The following is a 20,359-nucleotide window of genomic DNA, read 5'->3' as shown; positions in this document are numbered from 1 at the left end:
AGCAACGGTCAAATCATTCCAATAATAAGCATACCTTGCCAATCCTTATTATTTTCTCTGTTTATTTTAACACAATATCAATCAAATAAGTATAGGGTTGTGAAAATCAAAAACGAATGATGGTCTTAGACTTGACTTGGTCTTCATCATTCGTTTGATTGTTGTTTTACATTAAAATGTAAGCTTAGCTAATCTGAACAGTTTTCTGTTGCCCGTCTGCTCCTGTAAAGCTGATGCTTCTGGTTGCTGGATTATAGCTGAAAGTCTCTGGGCTGACACCGTAGAACTGAGAAAGTTCCTGCAATTTCTGGTTGAATGCTTCCTCTGTCATGCCAAAACTCGCTGCTAAGCTTGATTGACCAATTGGGTTTGTTGCTGTCAAAGCTTCTGCTGGTTTGTCAGATTGGTTTTGAGCTGCTTCTCTAGTGGTAGATTCGGAAGGTAGATTGCCATTTTGCGCAGTTTCTGGAGCACTGCTGCTTGATACCTGACCAGAAGCACGCTGTTCAGCCAGTGCTTTCAAGAAACCTTTTTGTACCGCATAGGCATCTGCTGCTTGACGCTCGTCTTCTGACAAGTCCTTCTTGTAAATATAGTGCTCGTGATCCAGATGGGCTACACGATAGCCTTGCTCATCGGCTCCGACCATATCCTGCAGATTAAAGTGATAGTCATCATCGTTGCTATGCTGAGAATCGGACTCGCTTGTTCCCTTAGGATTGACAAGTGACTTCTGGAAGGCCAGGATTTCCTTAAGCAGCTCTTTCTTGTCTGTAGCTCTCTGTCCAAGCTTATCAAAAAGCTGGTCCAGCTGCTGGTATTGCAGCTCACTTCCTTGATTCTTTTCCAAATACTGATGGATAGACATGAGAAGATTATAAAGCTGTTGATAAGCTTCCTGATTTTCCGTATTAGATGGCTCTTCCTTTTGTCCAGCAATGGTCCGGCTCATCTGGTCCAAAAGCTTCTGACTTGCTGTCAGCAGAGCTTGCTTATCTGAGCTGCTGATCTTTAGTTCCTTGCCTAGTTCCAAGATTCTAGCTGCATAGTCTGCTCGGCTGTTCTGGTCCTTTACTTCTCCTAGCAATTCCTGCGCTTTTCCAAGGAAGACAATTGCTTGGGCACTCTTCTCGCTATCATCTGAGGTGCCAAAATCATCATAAATCCCCTTCAAAAAGTCATAAATCATGGCTTTGTAGGTTGGCTGATCGGGCTCTCCCTGATCCAGCTCTGTCTTTTCAGAGGACGGAGAAGGTCGGCCGCCAGCAAGGGCTGCTGCAATCTCTTTTTTAGTTTGATAGAGAGCAGGAAAAAGCTGCTGGAGATTGGTCGCTTCTATAAAGGCTTGGGACTTATAGAGAGTCAAGGTCAGCCCAGCTGCTTTTCTGCGCAGCTCAGGGCTCAAGCGACCATCCTCCAATGCTTGGTAGAAATAATGAATATACTCAACCGCTGTGACGCCTGTCCTATCATGATAATCTTCTAAAGCGGATAATACTTGTCCTATCTCTGCCATTTCAGCTTGATTCTGCCCAGCATAAGCATTTTGCAGACGCTGCAGCAAGTCAGCTTTCTTCAGCCCATAGCTATCCGTGTCAAGTCGGTTCATTCTCTCCAAAAGTCCTTGATAGCTCTTGTCCAGCTCGGTCTCTTGGATTGGGTTGACCGTCTGATCCACATGGATAAACTGCTTATCAAAGTTATCCAGACTGCTCAGATAACCAGCTGTTGAGTTGCTTGGCAGCTTCTTCATGGTTTCTACAAACTGCCCCAAAGCAAGCTCAATCCGCCGCTGCATAAGAGGATCATCGGCATAGAGACGCTGACTGTCTGCTTTTAGGCTTTCTACTTTTTGCAAAACAGCAGCCTCATCATAATCGCCCTGCTCATACTTAGATTGAATCTGAGGCAGACGATTTTTCAAGGCTTCTGCTGCGCCCTTGGACTGGATTTTGATATAGTGGTTATGGTCGCCATGAGGAATAACAAACTGACCATCTTCCACCTGCAGACTGTAAGGCGAAAGACCTGAGCGCAAGGCTGTTGTGTAGAGTTCATTCATGAAGTCCAGCTCTGCATTACCCGTTACCAGAGGAATACGAACATGCTCCTTGCGAACAGCATAGGGGTGGATATGAGTCGGATCGTAGGCTTGGTCAGGGTTATTAAAGACAAAGAAACCGTTTGAGATGCGAACCGCCTCCTTGGGAACGCCATAGGTCTGGGAGATATAAGCAATCTTTTCCTCATCGCTGGCATCGCGTGAATAGCGTTCAGCGTCATTGACTGCTGCTGACGGTTTTACTGGTTGCTGCTTGGCCAAGACCTTCTCAGCTGCTTGAATCTGTTCAGCAGTCAAGTCTTTCTTGTAAAAGTAATGAGCATGGTCTCCGTGCGATACCATGTAGCCTTGGTCGTCCTTGCCAATAACAGCCTCCGCATGAAAACCATGGTCGTGCTCAGGCTGTGACGGTAGCTGAGGCTTCAAAGCTTGCAGTGGATCGCCCAGCGGCTCGTAAGTATAGCCAATAGGAATCAAGCGGGCAATCTTCGCTTCCAAGTCTGACAGCTTGTCATAAGGAATGAAATGATGGTGGTCTCCGTGGGGTATAACGACTCCATTTTCTGTCCGACGACTGATTTTCAGCGGGTCAAACACCACGCCGTCTCCTTCATGATAGCGCTGAGACTGAGGCAGGGCATAGAGTTGCTGCAGCAGACTTGATATGGATGGCTGAGATGGTTGAGACGGCTGAAGCGGATTGGATGGACTCGGCTGAGTAACCGCTAAGCCAGGACTTGGCTGCTCAATCTTTGAATGATTTGGCAGCTGTGGAGACGGATTTGAGACGGCTCCACCCTGATTGATAGCACTATTTTGATTCCATGTGTTGGAAGAAGCAATCGTCCTGCCGTAGTCAGGCGGATTCACCCTTCCGCCAGCCTGCCTGCTATTCCAGTAGCTCTGAGCCGCAGCCAATTCTGCTGGTGACAGGTCGCTCTTAGGAATGTAGTGAAAATGCCCGCCATGCGGCACGATAAATGCATCGCCAGTATCCTCGATGACGTCAGAGGGACTGAACGTATAACCATCATCCGTCCTATATCCCCCTTGGCCTTGGTAAGAAACTCCTGCAAGATCTGCGGCTGTCTTTCCCGCAGCTAAGGACTTGCTGGGCTGGCTGAAATCGCGAGTCTTGCTTGATTTTGTTGTGGAAGATTTGCCACTATCGCCTTCTTGCTTGCTCTTATGCAGCTTCTTCTGCCGAGCAATCTCATCCACCGAGCGGACATTGCTGGTATGCTTGGCATCCTTGAGGTAGAGATAATACTTCCCCTCCACCTTGATGATATAACCATCCTTGACCTCATTGACAATATCTGCTTCCTGCAGCGTGTAGTTAGGATCTCGGATAATCAGCTCTTCGCTGATAATGGCATCAAAAGGCACCTTCCCGTCAAAGTAATGATAATGGTCTCCATGGGAAGTGACATAGCCCTGATCTGTGATTTTCACGACAATCTGCTCTGCTTCGATACCTTCTTCATCATTGATTTGATCAGATGTCAAATTTTTATCCGTCTTGTCGCCTGAAGTCTTGTCCTCAATATAGGCTACTTTGTTATCTTTGGTCTGAGGTCGGGGCTGAGCTTGCCATTGGATAAGCCCATAAGTTCCGACGCCGAGAGCTAATACAGCTGCTGAAACAAGGAAATATTTCTTTTTCATGGTTGTCTTTTATCCTTTCAAATCTTTAGCTAAAACAGCTAGATTCTTTTCTAAATTTTCTAAATAAGATAGTTGGTTGGCTGGGTCTGCTTCCAGAGGATTCAGCTCCTTGATTTGTACACCTGTCTCCTTGACCAAGGTTTGAGCCACTTTGGAAGAAGCATTGCTTTCCACAAAAATGGTCTTCACCTGATGCTCCTTGACAAAGTCTTCTATCTCTGTCAGCTGACGCGGACTAGGCTCCTGCTCCGGTGAAATACCAGCAATGCCCAACTGGGTCAGCCCGAAGCGTTTGGCTAGATAAGAAAATGCTGTATGCTGGGTGACAAAGGTCTTGTTGGGCACTTTATCGAAAATCTCCTGATAGCGTTCTGTCAGCTCCTGGGCCTCTTCTTGAAATTTTCGGGCGTTGGCCTGATAAGTATCCCGATGGTCGCTATCCAGCTCTGACAGCCTGTCGGCGATAATCTGGGCTTCCTCTGCGGCCTTCTGAGGATCCAACCAGGTATGGGGGTCATAGAGCGTCTTCTCATCCACTCCCTCTCCCGCTTGGACATCTTCCAAGCCTGCAACCCGATCCAGCTCCATTCCCTGGGAAGCCTCAAGGACTTGAACCTTGGAATTCTTGAGACTAGGATTCAGCTCGCTAGCCCAGGACTCCAAGGTACGTGAGTGATAGACAAAGACATCTGCATCATAGATGGCTGCCACATCATTGGCTGAAGGCTCAAAATCATGAATACCACTACTAGACTGAATCATGCGCACGTCATTCAGATCGCCTGATATAGCCTTAACCATCGAGTAAATAGGATAAAAGCTGGTTACAATCTTCAAGCCTTGCGACGAACTGGATGGACTGGATTCTTTTTGAGACTGACAAGCCCATAGACACAAGGCCAGGGCCAGCAGGCTAAGGCAAGCTGAGAATTTTAAAGCGCGTTTCATAATATCTCCTTAACTTATTATTAACCGGTTTATTAACTGGTTAATATAATACACTTTGTCAACTTCTTTGTCAAGCTTTTTAAGAAAATAAAGCAAAAAGGAAGTGGAATTCTTTCCCACTTCCTCTTTGCTTTTAATTTAATATATTTTGAAAAGTTATTTATTATGACTATTCAAGAATAGAATAAGATTGGACAGATGCATTTTTCAAGCTTAACTGTATGAAATTACTTTTCCGACGTACAGACAGTCAAATGACAATCTGGAATTGAAAACTCCATCTCTATATCGCCTCTGTAGTGAAACTGCGGCTTTCCAGCACTTTCAGCATGGCATCGGCCGTGTCCAAGGCTGTGAAGAGTGGTACTCCGTGCTCAATAGCTGAGCTACGGATAATTTGTCCATGCTTATCCGCTGTCCGCTTGGTTCCGACCGTGTTGATAATAGCCTGAACCTTGCCCTTGCGGATATAGGCTGGAATGTCTTTGTCATCATCACTGCCGATTTTTTCCACCAGACGGACGTGTAGACCATGATTTTCAAAATAGGAGGCTGTTCCCTTTGTTGCCCAGATACCATAGCCAATATTGGCAAAACGCTGAGCCAGCTGCAGGGCTTCTTCCTTGCTGTCGTCTGCAATAGTAAAGACGACATTACCAAAGTTTGGCAGATGGAGATAGGAAGCCTCAAAAGCCTTGTAGAGTGCTTTTTCGAGCGTGCGATCGCTGCCCATGACTTCACCAGTAGACTTCATTTCAGGTCCCAAGAGACTGTCGACCTTCGCTAGCTTGGTAAAGGAGAAGACCGGCGCCTTGATATGAACCATGGAACTTTCTGGATGGAGACCGTCTTCATAGCCCAGCTCTGCCAAACTTTCTCCAAGAATCAAACGAGTCGCTACTTGTGCCATCGGAATATCGGTCACCTTGGACAAGAAAGGAACAGTCCGGCTGGCCCGTGGATTGACCTCAATGACATAGACCTGCTCATCTTTGATAACGAACTGAATATTCATCATGCCGATACAGTTCAGTCCCAGAGCCAAACGCTTGGTATAGTCTGCAATGGTATCCTTGACTTTCTTCGATAGGGTTTGCGGCGGATAGGCTGCCATGGAATCCCCCGAGTGAACCCCTGCCCGCTCGATATGCTCCATAATCCCTGGAATCAAGACCTGACGGCCATCAGAAATGGCATCTACTTCGCACTCATCACCGACAATGTAAGAATCCACCAAAACCGGATGGTCTGGACTAGCCTTAACCGCTGTCCGCATATAAGAGCGTAGATCCGCTTCGTTTTCTACGATTTCCATAGCACGACCACCCAAAACATAGGAAGGCCGCACCAGAACGGGGAAGCCGATCTTACGAGCAGCCTCTACCGCTTCCTCTTCATTAGTGGCCGTCTGACCTGGCGGCTGCGGAATATCCAGCTCCTTCAGAGCTTGCTCAAAGAGATCCCGATCCTCAGCCCGATCCAAGTCCGCTACTTGGGTACCTAAAATCTTAACACCAGCCTTGGACAGTGGCTCTGCAAGATTAATGGCTGTCTGCCCACCAAACTGAACGATAACCCCTTTAGGCTGCTCCAGCTCAATGACATTCATGACATCTTCAAAGGTCAGCGGCTCAAAGTAGAGCTTGTCAGAGACAGAAAAGTCAGTCGATACAGTCTCCGGATTGCTATTCATGATAATCGCTTCGTAGCCAGCTGCCTGAATAGCCTTTACAGAATGAACGGTCGCATAGTCAAACTCGACTCCCTGCCCGATTCGGATAGGACCAGAACCCAGCACCAGAACTGATTCCTTGCTGGATTTGATAGATTCATTTTCAAAACCATAGGTAGAGTAGAAATAAGGCGTCGCAGACTCGAACTCAGCAGCACAAGTATCTACCATCTTGTAAACCGGCACAATCTTCTGCTCCTGCCGGATGCGACGTACCTGCTCAGCTGTTGTGTCCCATAAGGCAGCAATCTTAGTATCCGCAAAGCCATTTTGTTTGGCTTTCTTAAGGACATAGCTATCTCCGATATGACTGGCCAGTTCCTGCTCGATTTCGTAAATATGGAGCAGCTTATCTAGGAAAAAGACATCAATCTTGGTCAGCTCAGCAATTTCATCTGGACTGTAACCACGACGAATAGCCTCTGAGATATAGAAAAGTCGGTCATCTTGCGCTTTGACAATCTTCCTCATCAGCTCATCATCGCTTACTTGACTGAGAGCAGGCAGCTCGTTGTGGTCCACACCAACTTCCAAAGAACGGCAGGCCTTGAGCAGACTCTCCTCAATATTGCGGCCGATAGCCATGACTTCCCCCGTCGCCTTCATCTGGGTTCCCAGACGGCGCTCACCCTGCTCAAACTTATCAAATGGAAAGCGTGGAATCTTAGCGACCACATAGTCCAGAGCCGGCTCAAACATAGCATAGGTAGAGCCTGTCACCGGATTAATGATTTCATCCAATGTAAGTCCGACTGCGATTTTCGCCGCCAGCTTGGCAATCGGATAGCCGGTCGCCTTAGAGGCAAGGGCTGATGAGCGGGAAACCCGTGGATTGACCTCGATAACATAGTATTTGAAACTATGCGGGTCCAGAGCCAGCTGCACATTACAGCCCCCCTCAATCTTCAACGCACGGATAATCTTGAGGCTGGCGTCCCGCAGCATCTGGTATTCATAGTCTGAGATGGTCTGACTAGGTGCAAAAACGATAGAATCACCTGTGTGGATTCCGACTGGATCAAAGTTTTCCATATTACATACGACCAGCGCATTGTCTGCACCATCCCGCATGACTTCGTATTCGATTTCCTTAAAGCCCGCTATAGAGCGCTCAATCAGACACTGAGTAACCGGAGAGAGTTTGAGGCCGTTTTCTGCAATTTCCTGCAGCTCTTCTTCATTGCTACAGATACCGCCACCAGTTCCTCCCAGTGTAAATGCCGGACGGACAATGACTGGATAGCCGATGCCAGCCGCAAATTCCAGTGCTTCATCAACTGTATTGACAATTTCTGACTCAGGGATGGGCTGGCCTAGCTCTTCCATCAGCTGCTTGAAGAGGTCTCGGTCTTCCGCTTGGTCAATAGCTGATAACTTAGTCCCCAAGAGTTCCACTCCCAGCTCTTCTAAAAGCCCTGACTTGGATAGTTCCATGGCCATATTGAGTCCGGTCTGGCCACCCAGAGTAGGCAGCAGAGCATCTGGCCGCTCCTTACGCAATATCCGCGCAACAAACTCCAGCGTGATAGGCTCGATATAAACTCGGTCCGCAATTTCCTTGTCCGTCATGATGGTTGCTGGGTTAGAATTAACCAAGACAACACTGTAGCCCTCTTCTTTCAAGGACAGGCAAGCCTGGGTCCCAGCATAGTCAAACTCCGCAGCCTGACCGATAACAATAGGACCAGAACCGATGACCATAATTTTCTGAATATCTTTACGTTTTGGCATAGTGCACCTCTCAATCTTGCTTCCTAGTATGCCTGATGGGCATCCATCATTTCCATAAACTCATCAAAGAGATAGTCTGCATCATGCGGTCCCGGCGCAGCATCTGGGTGGAACTGCACAGAAAAGGCAGGATAATCCCGATGTCGCACACCTTCGACGGACTTATCATTGATTTCTTCATGTGTCACAATCAGGCATTCTGGCAAATCCTCACGGCTGACGGCATAGCCGTGATTTTGACTGGTAAAGTCAACTCGTCCGGTCGCAATCTCGCGTACCGCATGGTTGAAACCACGGTGGCCAAACTTCATCTTATGCGTCTTAGCACCGTTAGCCATGGAGAAGAGCTGATGTCCCATACAGATCCCGAAAATTGGAATTTCGCCCTGAACACCACGAATCATGTCCAGAGCCTCCGGCACATCTTCTGGATTGCCCGGTCCATTGGACAGCATGACGCCGTCAGGATTGAGCTGGAGAATTTCCTCAGCGCTAGTATCATAAGGCACCACTGTCACGCTGCAGTTGCGCTTGGATAACTCCCGAAGGATAGAATGCTTCAAACCAAAGTCCACCAATACCACGCTGCGACCCGTTCCCGGAGCTGGATAAGACTGCTTGGTAGACACCTGCTTGATGTTATCAGTCGACAGAACTGTCGCCTGCAGCTGGTCTTGCAAATGCTCAATACTATCATCCGCATTAGCAATGGTTGCCCGCATGGTTCCATGTTGGCGGATAATCTTGGTTAGCGCCCTTGTATCAATTCCCGAAATGCCTGGTATCTTCTTAATTTTGAGGAACTCATCCAAAGATAATTGCTGGCGCCAATTGCTGGCACGACGTGCATACTCATAGACCACCACTCCCTTGCAGGTCGGTAAAATGGACTCATAGTCGTCCCGATTGACACCATAATTTCCAACCAAGGGATAGGTAAAGGTCAGAATCTGGCCGTTATAAGACTGATCCGTAATCGATTCCTGATAGCCCGTCATGCCTGTGTTAAAGACGATTTCGCCTGTCACAAAAAGATCCGCTCCAAAAGCTTCTCCTTCGAAAATCATGCCATTTTCTAATATTAAAAGTCTCTTTGCCATTGTTCCCTCCTGTCCAAGATGCAGACCGCCCACGACCATCCACATAAGATATATAATAATAGGGAGTGGGATTGCTTCACATAGCTTCACCCACTCCCGGCCTACTGTCCGAGATTATTGACGACCTTTCAGAACTGCTTCGATAATAGCCATTCTGACAAAGACGCCGTTGGTCATTTGTTCAACGATACGCGATTTTGGTGCTTCGACCAGATGATCTGCAATTTCTACATCACGGTTAACTGGAGCCGGATGCATCAGAATCGCTGTATCTTTCATGCGGTCATACCGCTCTTGAGTCAGCCCATGCAGTCTGTGGTAATTTTCTTTAGAAAAGATGGACTCGTAGTCATGACGCTCATGCTGCACGCGCAGGAACATCATGACATCTACTTGATCAATCACCTCATCAATAGTGACAAACTTACCATAGTCCGCAAACTCTTGGCTCCGCCATTCTTCCGGACCTGCAAAGTAGAGCTCTGCACCCAAGCGCTTGAGAATCTGCATGTTTGACTTAGCCACGCGCGAATGATCCAAGTCACCAGCAATCGCAACCTTGAGTCCTTCAAAGCGACCAAACTCTTGATAAATAGTCATCAAATCCAGCAAGCTTTGGCTAGGATGCTGACCAGAACCGTCTCCACCGTTAACGATGGAAGTCGTAATGGTCGGACTTTCCACTAGCTCTTTGTAATAATCTACTTCTGGGTGGCGAATGACACAGACATCAACGCCTAGGGCAGACATTGTCAGGATAGTGTCATACAAGGTTTCTCCTTTGTTGACCGAGCTGGTCTTGACATCAAAGTCCAGAAGATCGCAACCTAACTTCAACTCTGCTACTTCAAAGGCCTTGTGGGTCCGTGTAGATGACTCAAAGAAGAGGTTAGACACGATATGCTGCTCATCATAATGAACTTTAGCGCCATTTTTAAATTCGATTCCGCGTTTAATCAAGGCCATAACTTCTTCATTTGACAGAGTTTCCATAGAAACAAGGTTCTTAAGAGCGATTTGATTGGATGACATGATGTAATTCTCCTTTATGAAAGAATGAGGGCTTCCAGAGTGCTGCAAGTAAAGTCGCTCTGAGAGCAAGCTATTTTTGAACGAAAGTTAATGATTTAGCACCTAGCTCAATCCTTGGGCTCAGGCAGGACAAGATAGAGTACAATTCCCAGAATAGTTGACAAGGCAACTCCTGAGATTTGCAGACCCGACAGCTGCAAGGTCAGACCACCGATACCAGATACCAAGATGACACTGGCAATCAAGAGATTCTTTTTATTGTCAAAGTTGGTCTGTGCTTCAATCAGAATCTTGAGACCGCTCGAAGCAATTACCCCAAAGAGGGCGATGGAAATACCACCCAGCACAGGACTCGGGATGGATTGGAGCAGGGCTGAGACCTTGCCCACAAAGCTCATGACAATGGCCAGCACTGCAGCACCTGCAATGACATAGACGCTATAGATTTTATTGAGCGCCATGACTCCGATATTCTCTCCATAGCTAGTCACTGGTGGTGCTCCGAAAAGCCCTGCAATAATCTGAGCCAGACCATCACCAGTCAAAGTCTTGTCTAGACCCGGATCCTTGAAGAAGTCCTTACCTGTCAAGCTATTCAGCACCATAACATGCCCGAAGTGTTCTGTCATGGTTACAAAGGCGATAGGCGCCATGGTTAAAATCGCACTAGGATAAAATTTCACATCATAGTCCAAGAAAGGCAGACTCATTGGCGGAAGGTGGAACCAAGAAGCTTCTCCTACCTTGGCAAAAGAAACAATTTCCTGCCCAGTCACAGCCCCTAAAATCAAGCTAAAAATGTAGCCGACTATCAAGCCTAGCAAGACTGGGATGATTCCCACAATCTTCTTACCATAGATATTAAAGAGAATGACTGCCAAGAGAGTGACCATACCAATAATGAAATAGGTCAAATCATAAACCTTTTCGCCATTTGCTACAGTCTTATTCATCACATCGCTAACAGCTGTTCCAGCCAAGCTCAGACCAATAACCATGATGATAGGCCCTACCACTACTGGCGGCAGCACCTTGTCAATCCAAGCATTTCCAGCAAACTTGACAATCAGTGCCACGATAAAGTAGACCAAACCACCGGTGATGGCTCCCTGTGCAACCGCTCCGATACCATCTGTCTTCATCAGCATCTGCATGGCCGCGATATAAGCAAAGCTGGATCCCATGTAGGCTGGAATTTTGTACTTGGTAACAGTCAGATGGGCCAGTGTTCCAAGACCGCTTGAAAAAAGGGCCACCGCTGGGTCAATTCCCACCAGAATCGGTACCAAGACTGTCGCCCCAAACATGGCGAACAAGTGCTGAAAGGACAGTCCTAAAAGCAGACCTGGCTTTGGCATATCATGCACATCATACTTAACATCTTGACTCATTTAGCTAATTACTCCCCCATAATCAACACGCGATCTTGACCGTCAGTTTCGGTCATCTCAACGATAATCTCCTCAGTTTGGCTAGTCGGAATGTTCTTGCCGACATAGTCTGCCCGTATAGGCAGCTCACGGTGACCACGGTCTACCAAGACAGCCAGACCAACCCTAGACGGCCGTCCGTGACTGACCAGATTGTCAATAGCTGCTCGAATAGTCCGTCCTGTGTAGAGGACATCGTCGATTAGGATTACTTGACGGTCGGTAATATCTACTGGAATCACTGTCGTATCTTCCTCAACTTTGATATCATCTCGAAAAGGCTTGGTATCTACTTCTGCGACTGGAATATCGATATTCTCCAACTGAGCCAGTCGCTTCTGAATGCGGTGTGCCAAGTGAACCCCGCGGGTCTTAATGCCAGCCAAGACTATTTGGTTCAAGTCCTTGTTGCGCTCGATGATTTCATAGGTAATCCGCGTAATCGCACGATTCATGGTGATATCATCGACAACTTCTTTTGTTTTCATTCTTTCCTCCTCAAACAACAGAAAAAGTCTCCTTATTACAAGGAGACTTCAGAAAAATCTAGTCAGGTAGGCTGAAACAAGACGCACTTGCTTACACTCCACCCATCTTTTTACTTGCTCCTTGTCTATCTCTCTGGATAGAATTAAAGGATTATTTGATTTTTTATACTATATCACAAATTCAAAACTATTTCAAGAAAAAAATTGTATTTTTTCTGTTTGACTGGATAAGGGTTAGTGATTAGCTTCTTTCTCTTCTTTTTCCTTATCTTTTGAATCCTTTTGATTTTCTTTATCTTCTGCTTGAGATGGCTCGTCTGTTAATTCAGGATTTTCAGTAGTTGGCACTTCTTCTGATGAAGGCTTAGAAGAGTTTTCTAGATTCTCAGCTTGACTGTTTAACTCTGCTTCAGGAGATCCAGCTGGATGCTCGCTATCATTAGAATCTCCTTGGCCGCTTGCTTCAGCTGAGGCTGGCTTATCGGATGATGGTTTCCCTTGGACATCTGCCTTATTAGGCTCACTTTCCTTAGGCGATTCCTTATTTTCTTCTTTTGGATCAGCCGGCTTATTATTGTCAATGCTGCCACCCTGAACATCTGGGAAATGCTGCGCCAAGGCTTTCGGAATTTTATTTTCATTCAATTCAAGCTCTGCTTTAGGGATGTGATTGTCGCTGACATTGATATAAGTCACTGTCTTATTTGGTTCCTGCAGCGCTAAGGTTGTGATTTTATTCTTGTTGACAGCCAGATTGTCTAAAGCCCTAAACTGATTAATCCCTTCCAAGTTTTTCAGCTCATTCTCACCCAAGTTTAAATTCTTCAAGGAAGACTGAGCGGCTGGAATATCCAAAGATGTAATCTTGTTTTGACTTGCGGACAAAGTTACTAAATTCTTAGCAGCTTCAACTCCTGCCAGCGAAGTCAGACGATTGCCATTTAAGCTTAGAGTTGTCAGATTTGGATTAGACTTCAGGAAGTTCAAGCTCTCAACATTGGAATTGTCAGCTGTTAATTCTTCCAGATGGGAAGCCTTAAGCGAATTGAGATTTAAGTTTGGATTGTTGGATAAGAAAAGCCTTGTTAAATCTTCTTTTTGGCTCAGAGCAGAAATATCGTGCAGCTGATTGTGCTCTAAACTTACCGCTTTTAATTTTGAAAGCTTGGTCAAAGCAGAAATATCAGAGATATTGTTGTAGTCAAGGTTCAATGACTCCAGATTTTTCAGCTTAGCTAAAGGTGTAATATCGGTAAGGTCATTACCCGCTGCTGCCACTGTTTTGAGGTTTGGGTAATCCTTCAAGAAAGATAAATCAGTGATGCCATTCTGGGAAATATCCAAGCCTTCCAAGGTCGGAATCTCTTTTAAGAAATCATAGTTGGTAACGCCCGTCTTTGTCATCCACAGCTGTTTTAAATGTTTAAATTGCAGCACTGGTCTGATGTTCTTTATCGGAGTAAAGCCAATTCCCAAAACTTCAATATTTGGCATCAGTTCCAAGCCTTTTCTTTCCAGCGGATCTTTGCGCTGCCCGATATTTAGGTACTTCACAGTTGCCAGCCAGGCTTTCATCTTTTCCGTATCCGTCTCATCTGATGGAAATGGGGTGTCAGCTGTAGCATGTAAAATATCCTCAATGATTTCATCATCAAATCCTAGAGATTTCAAGGTTGCCATACCAACTTCGTCATGAGCGTGAGGATTTCCATGAGGGTCAAAAGGCTTAGTCGTATCAATCTCACTGATCAAAGTCGAATGGCTGTGGTCGCCATGCGGATAGATAAATACCTTTCCTTTATCTGTATCGCTCACTTGAATCAAGCTTTCATCGATTCCTAATTGCTGAGCCAAATAGGCCTTTTTCTTGGCAACTTCTTCTTCCTTGTCTGATGGACTTGGAGTAGGTTCAGGTGCAGGAGCTGGTGCTGGTGAAGGCCATAGTAGGCATCTTCAGCAGCTTTTTTATGTTCTGCGGGAATCAATGACTCCCAAGGTGAAGCAATCAGCTGCTCATAGGGGATGAAATGAGTATGACCATTATGATCTGCCAGCAATCCTGTAGCAAGTTTGCCTGTTACCCCTGTGCCTCTAAATAAGAATCCATCACTTGTAGGGTAATCAATTCCAGCAAACTGGCGTTTATTTGTCCCTTGCTGCTGGGGGACAGATGGTCTAAGCGTTGGCTGATAAATATGTCCCGTAGGATTGCTAAAAGATGTTGGACGATAGGTCGGTGCTTGTGCAAGATTCCCCACAGACTGTTTCAAAATATAATGGAAATGATCCCCGTGACGCACAACATAGCCGTATTGGTCTTCTGAGACAATGTCTCTAGGATTAAAAACATAGCCATCATCAGCAGTGCTCATTTGATTTGCCAGCTGAGGGGAGCCTGCAGGCACTTGCCCATCTTTTGGTATCAGATAGGCCCATTTACTATTCTTTAGATCAGAATAAAAAATAAAGTGTGTATGGCCATCATGCTCTAAAATCAAACCTTCACTAGTTCTAGCTTTAATTTGAGACTCGCTTTTGAAGAGGAAACCATCATCCGTCGGCTTATCAACACCAGGAACCTGTCCTTTTTTGGTCGCCTTACTTTTCTTCTTCACTTCTTGCTTGGTCTTCACCTTCTCTTGACTGCTTTCCTGTTGAGATGTCTGAGACTGACAAGCAGCCAAGCAAAGATTACAAGCTAGAATGATCCCTGCTAGTCCTAACAGTTTCTGATTGTGTTTCATTCTTTCCTCCTTTTTGTTTAACCAGCCAATCATTAATCAGTTAACTATATCACACAAATCTGATATTGGCAAGAAAAAATCGAAGCAAAATAAAAAAACAGATAAAATCTGTTTTTCATCTACAAGTACATGTCTCTAAGAAGTCTTCTTCTTTGAGAAAGAGATGGATTTTATCCCGTAAAAGACAAAACCAAAAACCAGATAGGCCGCAAAGATAATCAGACACATCTGGATGACATAAGGCCAGCCTTTCTTAAAGACATTGAGGAAAAAGTAAGGAAATGGATTGTCCTTGGATCTTGGAATATCTATTTTCAAGAAAAAGCCATTAAAGAGAGCAAAGGCCATGTAGACCAAGGGCACACTCGTCCAAGAAATCGGATCAAACCAGCGGTACTGGCGCGATTTGTCAAAGATTACTGTATCCAGAAGAAACGCCAAGGGGACTATATAATGGCAAAGGAAATTCTCTAGACGGTAAAAATCTGTCGCAATGGGAGCCAGCAAGAGGTGGTAAACGACGCAAGTAATCATGATGGACATGGTCACCCCACCCTTGATTCTCAAGATTTTTGGCGCCTTCCAAGCATCGCCAGGTCTCATCATCAGATAGACCAGATAGCCCGTAAAGAGCAGGACCAAGAGATTGGACAGAACCGTATAGTACATGAGCATGCCCACGCCATACTTAGTGATTTCCAGATACACACCCAAAAAGGCCAGGATAAAAAGAATAATTCGATAAATTAAGATAAAACGACGATTCATAAAGACCTCAAATTTTCTTAACAAACTCTGACTTGAGCTTCATCGCACCGAAGCCGTCAATCTTACAGTCGATATTATGGTCGCCTTCTACGATGCGGATATTTTTCACGCGTGTTCCTTGCTTGAGATCCTTAGGTGCTCCTTTGACCTTCAGGTCCTTAATCAAGGTAACTGTGTCGCCATCAGTCAGCTTATTGCCATTAGCATCGATCGCTACTGGTCCTTCTTCTGCTTCTTGAACCTCAGCTGGATTCCATTCATAGGCGCACTCTGGGCAGACCAAGAACGTTCCATCTTCGTAGACATACTCTGAATTACATTTGGGGCAGTTTGGTAAGTTGTTCATTTTTTCTCCATTTCTAGTCAAGGCTACTAAATTCCCATACCAGCCTTCTATATATGATTAAGCTCTTCCTTCATTTTTCAAATCCAGCAGAATCCTAATCGATGTGAAGGTCAACTAAATCCCTAAAAATCTAGTTTACTCCTATTTCCACACCTTTCTAGTATAAGCTATTTTGAGCATTTTGACAAATCTCTTTTAGGATTTCCTACAGGTCTTGACCTTTCTGCAAAAACAGTGTACTATACTAGTGTATATACAGATAAAAAGGAGTCACTATGAAACCAAGATCTAAAAATCAGTTTATGACACTAACCGCTTTTTTGACTGCACTAGCCATTGTTATCCCACTAGTTATGCCGATTAAAATTGTCATTCCGCCCGCCTCCTTCACCTTAGCCAGCCATGTCGCTATTTTTTTGGCCATGTTTATTTCCCCTCTCATGACGGTGATTGTCGTGATTGGTTCAGCTATTGGGTTTGGAATGTCCGGACTTCCTTTTATCATCACTCTTAGAGCCCTGTCCCACTTGCTCTTTGCTAGCATCGGCGCTCTTTATCTGCAAAAGCACCCGGACACACTGGAAAGCCAGAAGAAGACTTGGATATTTAATTTCCTACTAGCCTTGATTCATGCCTTTGGCGAAGTGGCCGTCTGCATCCTCTTTTACACAACGTCTGCCTATCCTGCTAATGCTTTCTATATCTTATTTGGTCTGGTTGGACTTGGTACGATCATCCATAGTATGGTCGACTTTGTCATTGCTAAGTTCATCTATCAAGCGCTGAAAAAGATTCGCTAGAGCTTGAAGATTCCTGACTTTTGGTTTACAATGAAGCTATGACCAAGCAAAGACGAGAAGAACTATTAAACCTTTTGAAAACATCATCTGCTGCCCTCAATGGCCAGTCACTGGCTGAACATTTCCATGTGACCAGGCAGATTATCGTGCAAGATATTGCCCTCTTGCGGGCTGATGGTGCTCCCATCCTCTCAACCAACCGTGGCTATCTTTATAAAGACCGCCAAGAAAGCGCAGCTGTTCATCAGCTCTTCAAGGTTCAGCATGGGGCTGAGGATATGGAGGCTGAGCTGCTGGCTATCGTGGATAATGGCGGCCGCGTACAGACTATTTTGGTTGAGCATCCAGTTTACGGAGAAATTCAGACTTATCTGAAGCTGACCTGCCGCCGAGATGTCCAGCATTTTCTCCAACAGGTTGCATCCTGTGCCTTTCGCCCCTTATCTGAGCTGACAGATGGAGTCCACTATCACCTGGTACAAGCCGACTCCCAGCAGGATTTGGACTATGTGGAATCTGCCTTGAGAGACCTAGGATTTTTACAGGATAAATAACAAGCAAGAAAAAGACTGATTAGGCCCCAACCTATTCAGTCTTTTTAGTACATACTCTTGCGCCAACCGGCTTTCAAATGATAGATAGTCGCTATAAAAATCACTGATAAAACAATCAAACTATTCTTTAAAAGAAATTAAAAAAATTAATATTCCAGAAAATACAATACTAATAATTGACAAGACCAAGACCCTATTCTCGCTTAAATCTGTGTACAAAGAATAAAGAAAAATGAGCAAATTAAGCAAAATCACTGATCTATAAAACCTAGATTGGCTCTGCTTCCATCCTTTTAAAGTATGAAAAGCAAATGGAAATCTCAAACCGAATCCAGCATTTCTAGAAGGAAAAAAATGGTTTAAGCCCAAAAGAAAAAATGCAACAATAGCAATCCATAATGAAATCATGACAGTCATCCACCTTTCTATCTTTGCACTTCAGACACAAAAGGAAACATTTTTTAATACATACTCTTGCGCCAGCCGCCTTTGATGCGCTCGTGATAGTAATATTCTGACAGTTCCTCATCTTCCATCATACGCAGAAGTTCTAACATATCGTAGGCCAAGTCCAGCTGAGGCAGGGTTTCCTTGTCTACCCAAGAAATCTCGCCCTCTTCTGTCGAATGAATCTGACCAGAAAATTCGGTCGCTTTGTAACAAAAAACGATGTAGCGAACTCCTTCATCCGTATGCCAGTTCTTAACCCCAACCAATTTCGGATGAGAAATAGTCAACCCCGTTTCCTCTAAAATCTCACGGACAACCGCATCATGTAAAGACTCACCCTTTTCAATGTGACCACCCGGAAAAGCATATCCAGACCAACGATAGCGCTCTGGAGAGCGATACTGCATTAGGACTTTACCTCGCGACACATCTTCAACAAGGCAGATGTTTGTTAGAATTGTTTCTTGGGAACGTGACATGGACTCTCTCGCTTTCTATTTGTTAATATTCATCTCGATATTTTACTTCGGACTTCATTATAAAAGGATTAACTAAATCGTGGTATTCACGATAACCATGAAGCAAAGATCCTCTAACGATGATAGCTTCGCTGTCTACTATTTTAAAATCTACTGTAATTGGAATGCGTGAATCTTCTATAAAAGAAAAAGCTAAAAGTGAAACACCCCAGATACAAAAAACTACAAAAGCACTAAGAAGCTCTAGAATAAGATGACGCTTTTGATCTATCCTTGATTTATAAAATCGAGCCCATAAATGCAACAACAAGGTTAAACCAAGACAAAGCAACCAGATATTCCACAAAGTTGGAATAAATGCTAAACCAAATGTTAATAAAATAAGATGAAAAATGACAAAGGATAACAAGGCAAGATAAGCCATTCTAAACACATTTAAATATTTCAAAATAATTTTTCCTCTTCTCGAGATTATGACTAGATCTAAAACAGACTATGGATTTGCTCACTTTCTAAGTTATTAAAACATATCTTCGTTATATTTCACTTCTGACTTCATGATAAAGGGATTGATCAATTCATGATGTTCATAGGTACTATGGACCACAAAACCTCTGACAATGATGATTTCATTATCTTGTATATGATAGTCTATATTGATGGGCATTGCTGGATCCGAGATGATTGACAAAGCAAAGAATGCCGAAAACCAAAGATAAAGTGCCACTAGTGCACTGAATAATTGAAAAATTAGGTGGTACCATTGAAAATCTCTTGTCCTAAAAAAGACTATCCAAGGATGGATAAAGAAGGTCAAACAAAGAATAAAAAACCAGCTATTCCACAAAACTGGAGTAAAGGATAGACCAAAAGCTAACAAAATCAAATGAAGAATAACAAAGGTTAGCAAGGCCAGATAGAGTGTTTTAAATGAAAATAACTTAGATAGATTTTCTTTGGTCATGTTTTTTCCTCTTTTTTTCATTATATTTTAAAATCAACATCGTTAACGCTGGAATGAAGAAAAAGATTAAATAGGTGGCAATTGGAAACCAAACATAGCGAGGATTCAAGTTCCACAATGGTGGCAGAAATCCCTCTCCGTCTTCTAATTCTATTCCTATAAAATAATGCAAAAGAAAAAGTAGACCATTAAGATAAAGAAAAACTTCTGAAAAACCTTTCAACGTGTCGAAGCCTTCTTCTCTTAGACTTCCAAACCAGGAATAATATGGAAGAGCAATCAAGAAAACCAAATTTATATACAAAGGGCTAACATATTTAAACTCTCGAAGCGGACCCGGAATTGACTTATTCCCAAATGTTAAAAATCCCACTCCAATCGCAACCATTATAAAGAATATATAACCTAAAAGAGCTTCTACTAGCCAATGTTTTTCCAACCAAAGAATAAACTTGTTCTCCTGAACTTTTACTTTTCTTTTATTTTTCTTTTTCTTTTTGGTTTTACTTTTCATTCACCAACTCCACAATCTTCTGGAAAGTCTTGCCGTTCCGGATAGTCAGTTGCTTGTAAAAACTGGACTTGAGCAGTTTCTTATGGTAGTTGGACTTGAGATAATCCGCTTGGTCAGCATTGCTATAAAAGAAAGCCGTCTGCCCGAAATGCAGCTGCTCCTTGTCATTCGCCCAACTGCCTGCTAGGTCTTGAACGCTTTCCCTGTCTACCTCTGGCAGATAAAAGAGAACATCGCGCCGAAAGGCTGTTTCATCCTGCCACCAAGCAGGAAGATTGGCTATTTCTTTTTCAAGCATGGCAGAGCTGACAAGGACAAAAGGCAGAGAAAAATCATAAGACTGACTGAAATAAGCCGACAAAATCTCTCGAATCCTCTCCTCCCGCTCCTCGCTGTCAAAGAAAAGATTGCCACTATTGATGTAGGAAACTGGATTTTCAAAACCCAACCCAGCCAAATCTTTCTTCAAATCAGCCATAACGACCTTGTTTTTCCCACCGACATTGATGCCGCGGAGTAAAAGTGCATAACGCATGTGTGCTCCTTACA

General features: G+C 44.4%; 19 protein-coding genes. 2 read left to right on the top strand and 17 right to left on the bottom strand.

Features of this window, described 5'->3' with window-relative positions; translation table 11 throughout:
* Window positions 1–184 precede the first annotated feature (184 nt).
* From O3627_RS02320 to O3627_RS02270, 11 genes are all read right to left on the bottom strand, one after another.
* Window positions 185–3,730 carry a pneumococcal-type histidine triad protein gene (locus O3627_RS02320; protein WP_125382352.1) on the bottom strand — a complete coding sequence of 1,182 codons (3,546 nt, stop codon included), beginning with the start codon at window positions 3,728–3,730 and terminating at the stop codon, window positions 185–187.
* A 9-nt stretch (window positions 3,731–3,739) separates the two neighbouring features.
* Window positions 3,740–4,678, bottom strand: coding sequence for a metal ABC transporter solute-binding protein, Zn/Mn family (locus tag O3627_RS02315; protein WP_371621255.1), 939 nt, complete (start codon window positions 4,676–4,678; stop codon window positions 3,740–3,742).
* A gap of 283 nt (window positions 4,679–4,961) precedes the next feature.
* Window positions 4,962–8,141, bottom strand: coding sequence for a carbamoyl-phosphate synthase large subunit (carB, locus tag O3627_RS02310; RefSeq protein WP_002917115.1), 3,180 nt, complete (start codon window positions 8,139–8,141; stop codon window positions 4,962–4,964).
* Between the two features lie 23 nt (window positions 8,142–8,164).
* Window positions 8,165–9,241, bottom strand: coding sequence for a carbamoyl phosphate synthase small subunit (locus tag O3627_RS02305; RefSeq protein WP_032908782.1), 1,077 nt, complete (start codon window positions 9,239–9,241; stop codon window positions 8,165–8,167).
* A 114-nt stretch (window positions 9,242–9,355) separates the two neighbouring features.
* On the bottom strand, window positions 9,356–10,273 hold the full coding sequence (locus O3627_RS02300; RefSeq protein ID WP_048772785.1) for an aspartate carbamoyltransferase catalytic subunit: 918 nt from the start codon (window positions 10,271–10,273) through the stop codon (window positions 9,356–9,358).
* Window positions 10,274–10,380: 107 nt separating this feature from the next.
* Window positions 10,381–11,664 (bottom strand): uracil-xanthine permease family protein, encoded by a 1,284-nt coding sequence (locus O3627_RS02295; protein WP_049547679.1) that lies wholly within the window; start codon window positions 11,662–11,664, stop codon window positions 10,381–10,383.
* Window positions 11,665–11,672: 8 nt separating this feature from the next.
* The gene (gene pyrR / locus O3627_RS02290) at window positions 11,673–12,191 is read right to left on the bottom strand and encodes a bifunctional pyr operon transcriptional regulator/uracil phosphoribosyltransferase PyrR (protein ID WP_125356853.1); all 519 of its coding nucleotides are present in this window, start codon (window positions 12,189–12,191) and stop codon (window positions 11,673–11,675) included.
* Window positions 12,192–12,425: 234 nt separating this feature from the next.
* Window positions 12,426–14,045: a leucine-rich repeat domain-containing protein gene (locus O3627_RS02285; protein WP_185775415.1), complete on the bottom strand. Its 1,620-nt coding sequence runs from the start codon at window positions 14,043–14,045 to the stop codon at window positions 12,426–12,428.
* Window positions 14,030–14,935 carry a pneumococcal-type histidine triad protein gene (locus tag O3627_RS02280; protein ID WP_185775414.1) on the bottom strand — a complete coding sequence of 302 codons (906 nt, stop codon included), beginning with the start codon at window positions 14,933–14,935 and terminating at the stop codon, window positions 14,030–14,032. The genes O3627_RS02285 and O3627_RS02280 overlap by 16 nt, the downstream gene beginning before the upstream one ends.
* 135 nt (window positions 14,936–15,070) lie before the next feature.
* Entirely contained in the window at window positions 15,071–15,703 is a 633-nt protein-coding gene (locus O3627_RS02275; protein ID WP_125331385.1) for a Pr6Pr family membrane protein, read from the bottom strand.
* A gap of 7 nt (window positions 15,704–15,710) precedes the next feature.
* Window positions 15,711–16,049 carry a zinc ribbon domain-containing protein YjdM gene (locus tag O3627_RS02270; protein WP_125356852.1) on the bottom strand — a complete coding sequence of 113 codons (339 nt, stop codon included), beginning with the start codon at window positions 16,047–16,049 and terminating at the stop codon, window positions 15,711–15,713.
* Window positions 16,050–16,324: 275 nt separating this feature from the next.
* Between O3627_RS02270 and O3627_RS02265 the strand changes: the two genes are divergently transcribed.
* The gene (locus O3627_RS02265; RefSeq protein ID WP_125356851.1) at window positions 16,325–16,849 is read left to right on the top strand and encodes a hypothetical protein; all 525 of its coding nucleotides are present in this window, start codon (window positions 16,325–16,327) and stop codon (window positions 16,847–16,849) included.
* Window positions 16,850–16,869: 20 nt separating this feature from the next.
* The gene (locus tag O3627_RS02260) at window positions 16,870–17,403 is read left to right on the top strand and encodes a transcription repressor NadR (RefSeq protein WP_185756114.1); all 534 of its coding nucleotides are present in this window, start codon (window positions 16,870–16,872) and stop codon (window positions 17,401–17,403) included.
* A gap of 120 nt (window positions 17,404–17,523) precedes the next feature.
* Here O3627_RS02260 and O3627_RS02255 read toward each other — a convergent pair whose 3' ends face one another.
* The 6 genes from O3627_RS02255 to O3627_RS02230 all read right to left on the bottom strand — a co-directional run bounded on the left by O3627_RS02255 (window position 17,524) and on the right by O3627_RS02230 (window position 20,345).
* Window positions 17,524–17,820, bottom strand: a complete 297-nt coding sequence (locus O3627_RS02255; RefSeq protein ID WP_125382356.1) for a hypothetical protein — start codon at window positions 17,818–17,820, stop codon at window positions 17,524–17,526.
* Between the two features lie 44 nt (window positions 17,821–17,864).
* Entirely contained in the window at window positions 17,865–18,332 is a 468-nt protein-coding gene (locus tag O3627_RS02250; RefSeq protein ID WP_125382358.1) for an 8-oxo-dGTP diphosphatase, read from the bottom strand.
* 22 nt (window positions 18,333–18,354) lie between these two features.
* A complete protein-coding gene (locus O3627_RS02245; protein WP_125356975.1) occupies window positions 18,355–18,756 on the bottom strand; it encodes a hypothetical protein in 402 nt (133 codons plus the stop codon).
* A 96-nt stretch (window positions 18,757–18,852) separates the two neighbouring features.
* Window positions 18,853–19,296, bottom strand: coding sequence for a hypothetical protein (locus tag O3627_RS02240; RefSeq protein ID WP_002895260.1), 444 nt, complete (start codon window positions 19,294–19,296; stop codon window positions 18,853–18,855).
* Entirely contained in the window at window positions 19,274–19,810 is a 537-nt protein-coding gene (locus tag O3627_RS02235; RefSeq protein WP_125356850.1) for a hypothetical protein, read from the bottom strand. Before O3627_RS02235 ends, O3627_RS02240 begins: the two co-directional genes overlap by 23 nt.
* Entirely contained in the window at window positions 19,800–20,345 is a 546-nt protein-coding gene (locus O3627_RS02230) for a DUF1697 domain-containing protein (RefSeq protein WP_125356849.1), read from the bottom strand. Before O3627_RS02230 ends, O3627_RS02235 begins: the two co-directional genes overlap by 11 nt.
* Window positions 20,346–20,359 lie beyond the last annotated feature (14 nt).

The organism is Streptococcus sp. 27098_8_82 (assembly GCF_041431615.1).
GTDB classification, from domain to species: Bacteria; Bacillota; Bacilli; order Lactobacillales; family Streptococcaceae; genus Streptococcus; species Streptococcus sanguinis_K.
The sequence above is the reverse complement of the archived record's forward strand: the minus strand, read 5'-3'. Positions and strand labels throughout refer to the sequence as shown.

Bases quoted from the DNA above. Each gene is read 5' to 3' on its own strand.
- O3627_RS02320 (WP_125382352.1), bottom strand. From the start codon at position 3,730: ATGAAAAAGAAATATTTCCTTGTTTCAGCAGCTGTATTAGCTCTCGGC.
- O3627_RS02315 (WP_371621255.1), bottom strand. From the start codon at position 4,678: ATGAAACGCGCTTTAAAATTCTCAGCTTGCCTTAGCCTGCTGGCCCTG.
- carB (WP_002917115.1), bottom strand. From the start codon at position 8,141: ATGCCAAAACGTAAAGATATTCAGAAAATTATGGTCATCGGTTCTGGT.
- O3627_RS02305 (WP_032908782.1), bottom strand. From the start codon at position 9,241: ATGGCAAAGAGACTTTTAATATTAGAAAATGGCATGATTTTCGAAGGA.
- O3627_RS02300 (WP_048772785.1), bottom strand. From the start codon at position 10,273: ATGTCATCCAATCAAATCGCTCTTAAGAACCTTGTTTCTATGGAAACT.
- O3627_RS02295 (WP_049547679.1), bottom strand. From the start codon at position 11,664: ATGAGTCAAGATGTTAAGTATGATGTGCATGATATGCCAAAGCCAGGT.
- pyrR (WP_125356853.1), bottom strand. From the start codon at position 12,191: ATGAAAACAAAAGAAGTTGTCGATGATATCACCATGAATCGTGCGATT.
- O3627_RS02280 (WP_185775414.1), bottom strand. From the start codon at position 14,935: ATGAAACACAATCAGAAACTGTTAGGACTAGCAGGGATCATTCTAGCT.
- O3627_RS02275 (WP_125331385.1), bottom strand. From the start codon at position 15,703: ATGAATCGTCGTTTTATCTTAATTTATCGAATTATTCTTTTTATCCTG.
- O3627_RS02270 (WP_125356852.1), bottom strand. From the start codon at position 16,049: ATGAACAACTTACCAAACTGCCCCAAATGTAATTCAGAGTATGTCTAC.
- O3627_RS02265 (WP_125356851.1), top strand. From the start codon at position 16,325: ATGAAACCAAGATCTAAAAATCAGTTTATGACACTAACCGCTTTTTTG.
- O3627_RS02255 (WP_125382356.1), bottom strand. From the start codon at position 17,820: ATGACTGTCATGATTTCATTATGGATTGCTATTGTTGCATTTTTTCTT.
- O3627_RS02250 (WP_125382358.1), bottom strand. From the start codon at position 18,332: ATGTCACGTTCCCAAGAAACAATTCTAACAAACATCTGCCTTGTTGAA.
- O3627_RS02245 (WP_125356975.1), bottom strand. From the start codon at position 18,756: ATGGCTTATCTTGCCTTGTTATCCTTTGTCATTTTTCATCTTATTTTA.
- O3627_RS02240 (WP_002895260.1), bottom strand. From the start codon at position 19,296: ATGACCAAAGAAAATCTATCTAAGTTATTTTCATTTAAAACACTCTAT.
- O3627_RS02235 (WP_125356850.1), bottom strand. From the start codon at position 19,810: ATGAAAAGTAAAACCAAAAAGAAAAAGAAAAATAAAAGAAAAGTAAAA.
- O3627_RS02230 (WP_125356849.1), bottom strand. From the start codon at position 20,345: ATGCGTTATGCACTTTTACTCCGCGGCATCAATGTCGGTGGGAAAAAC.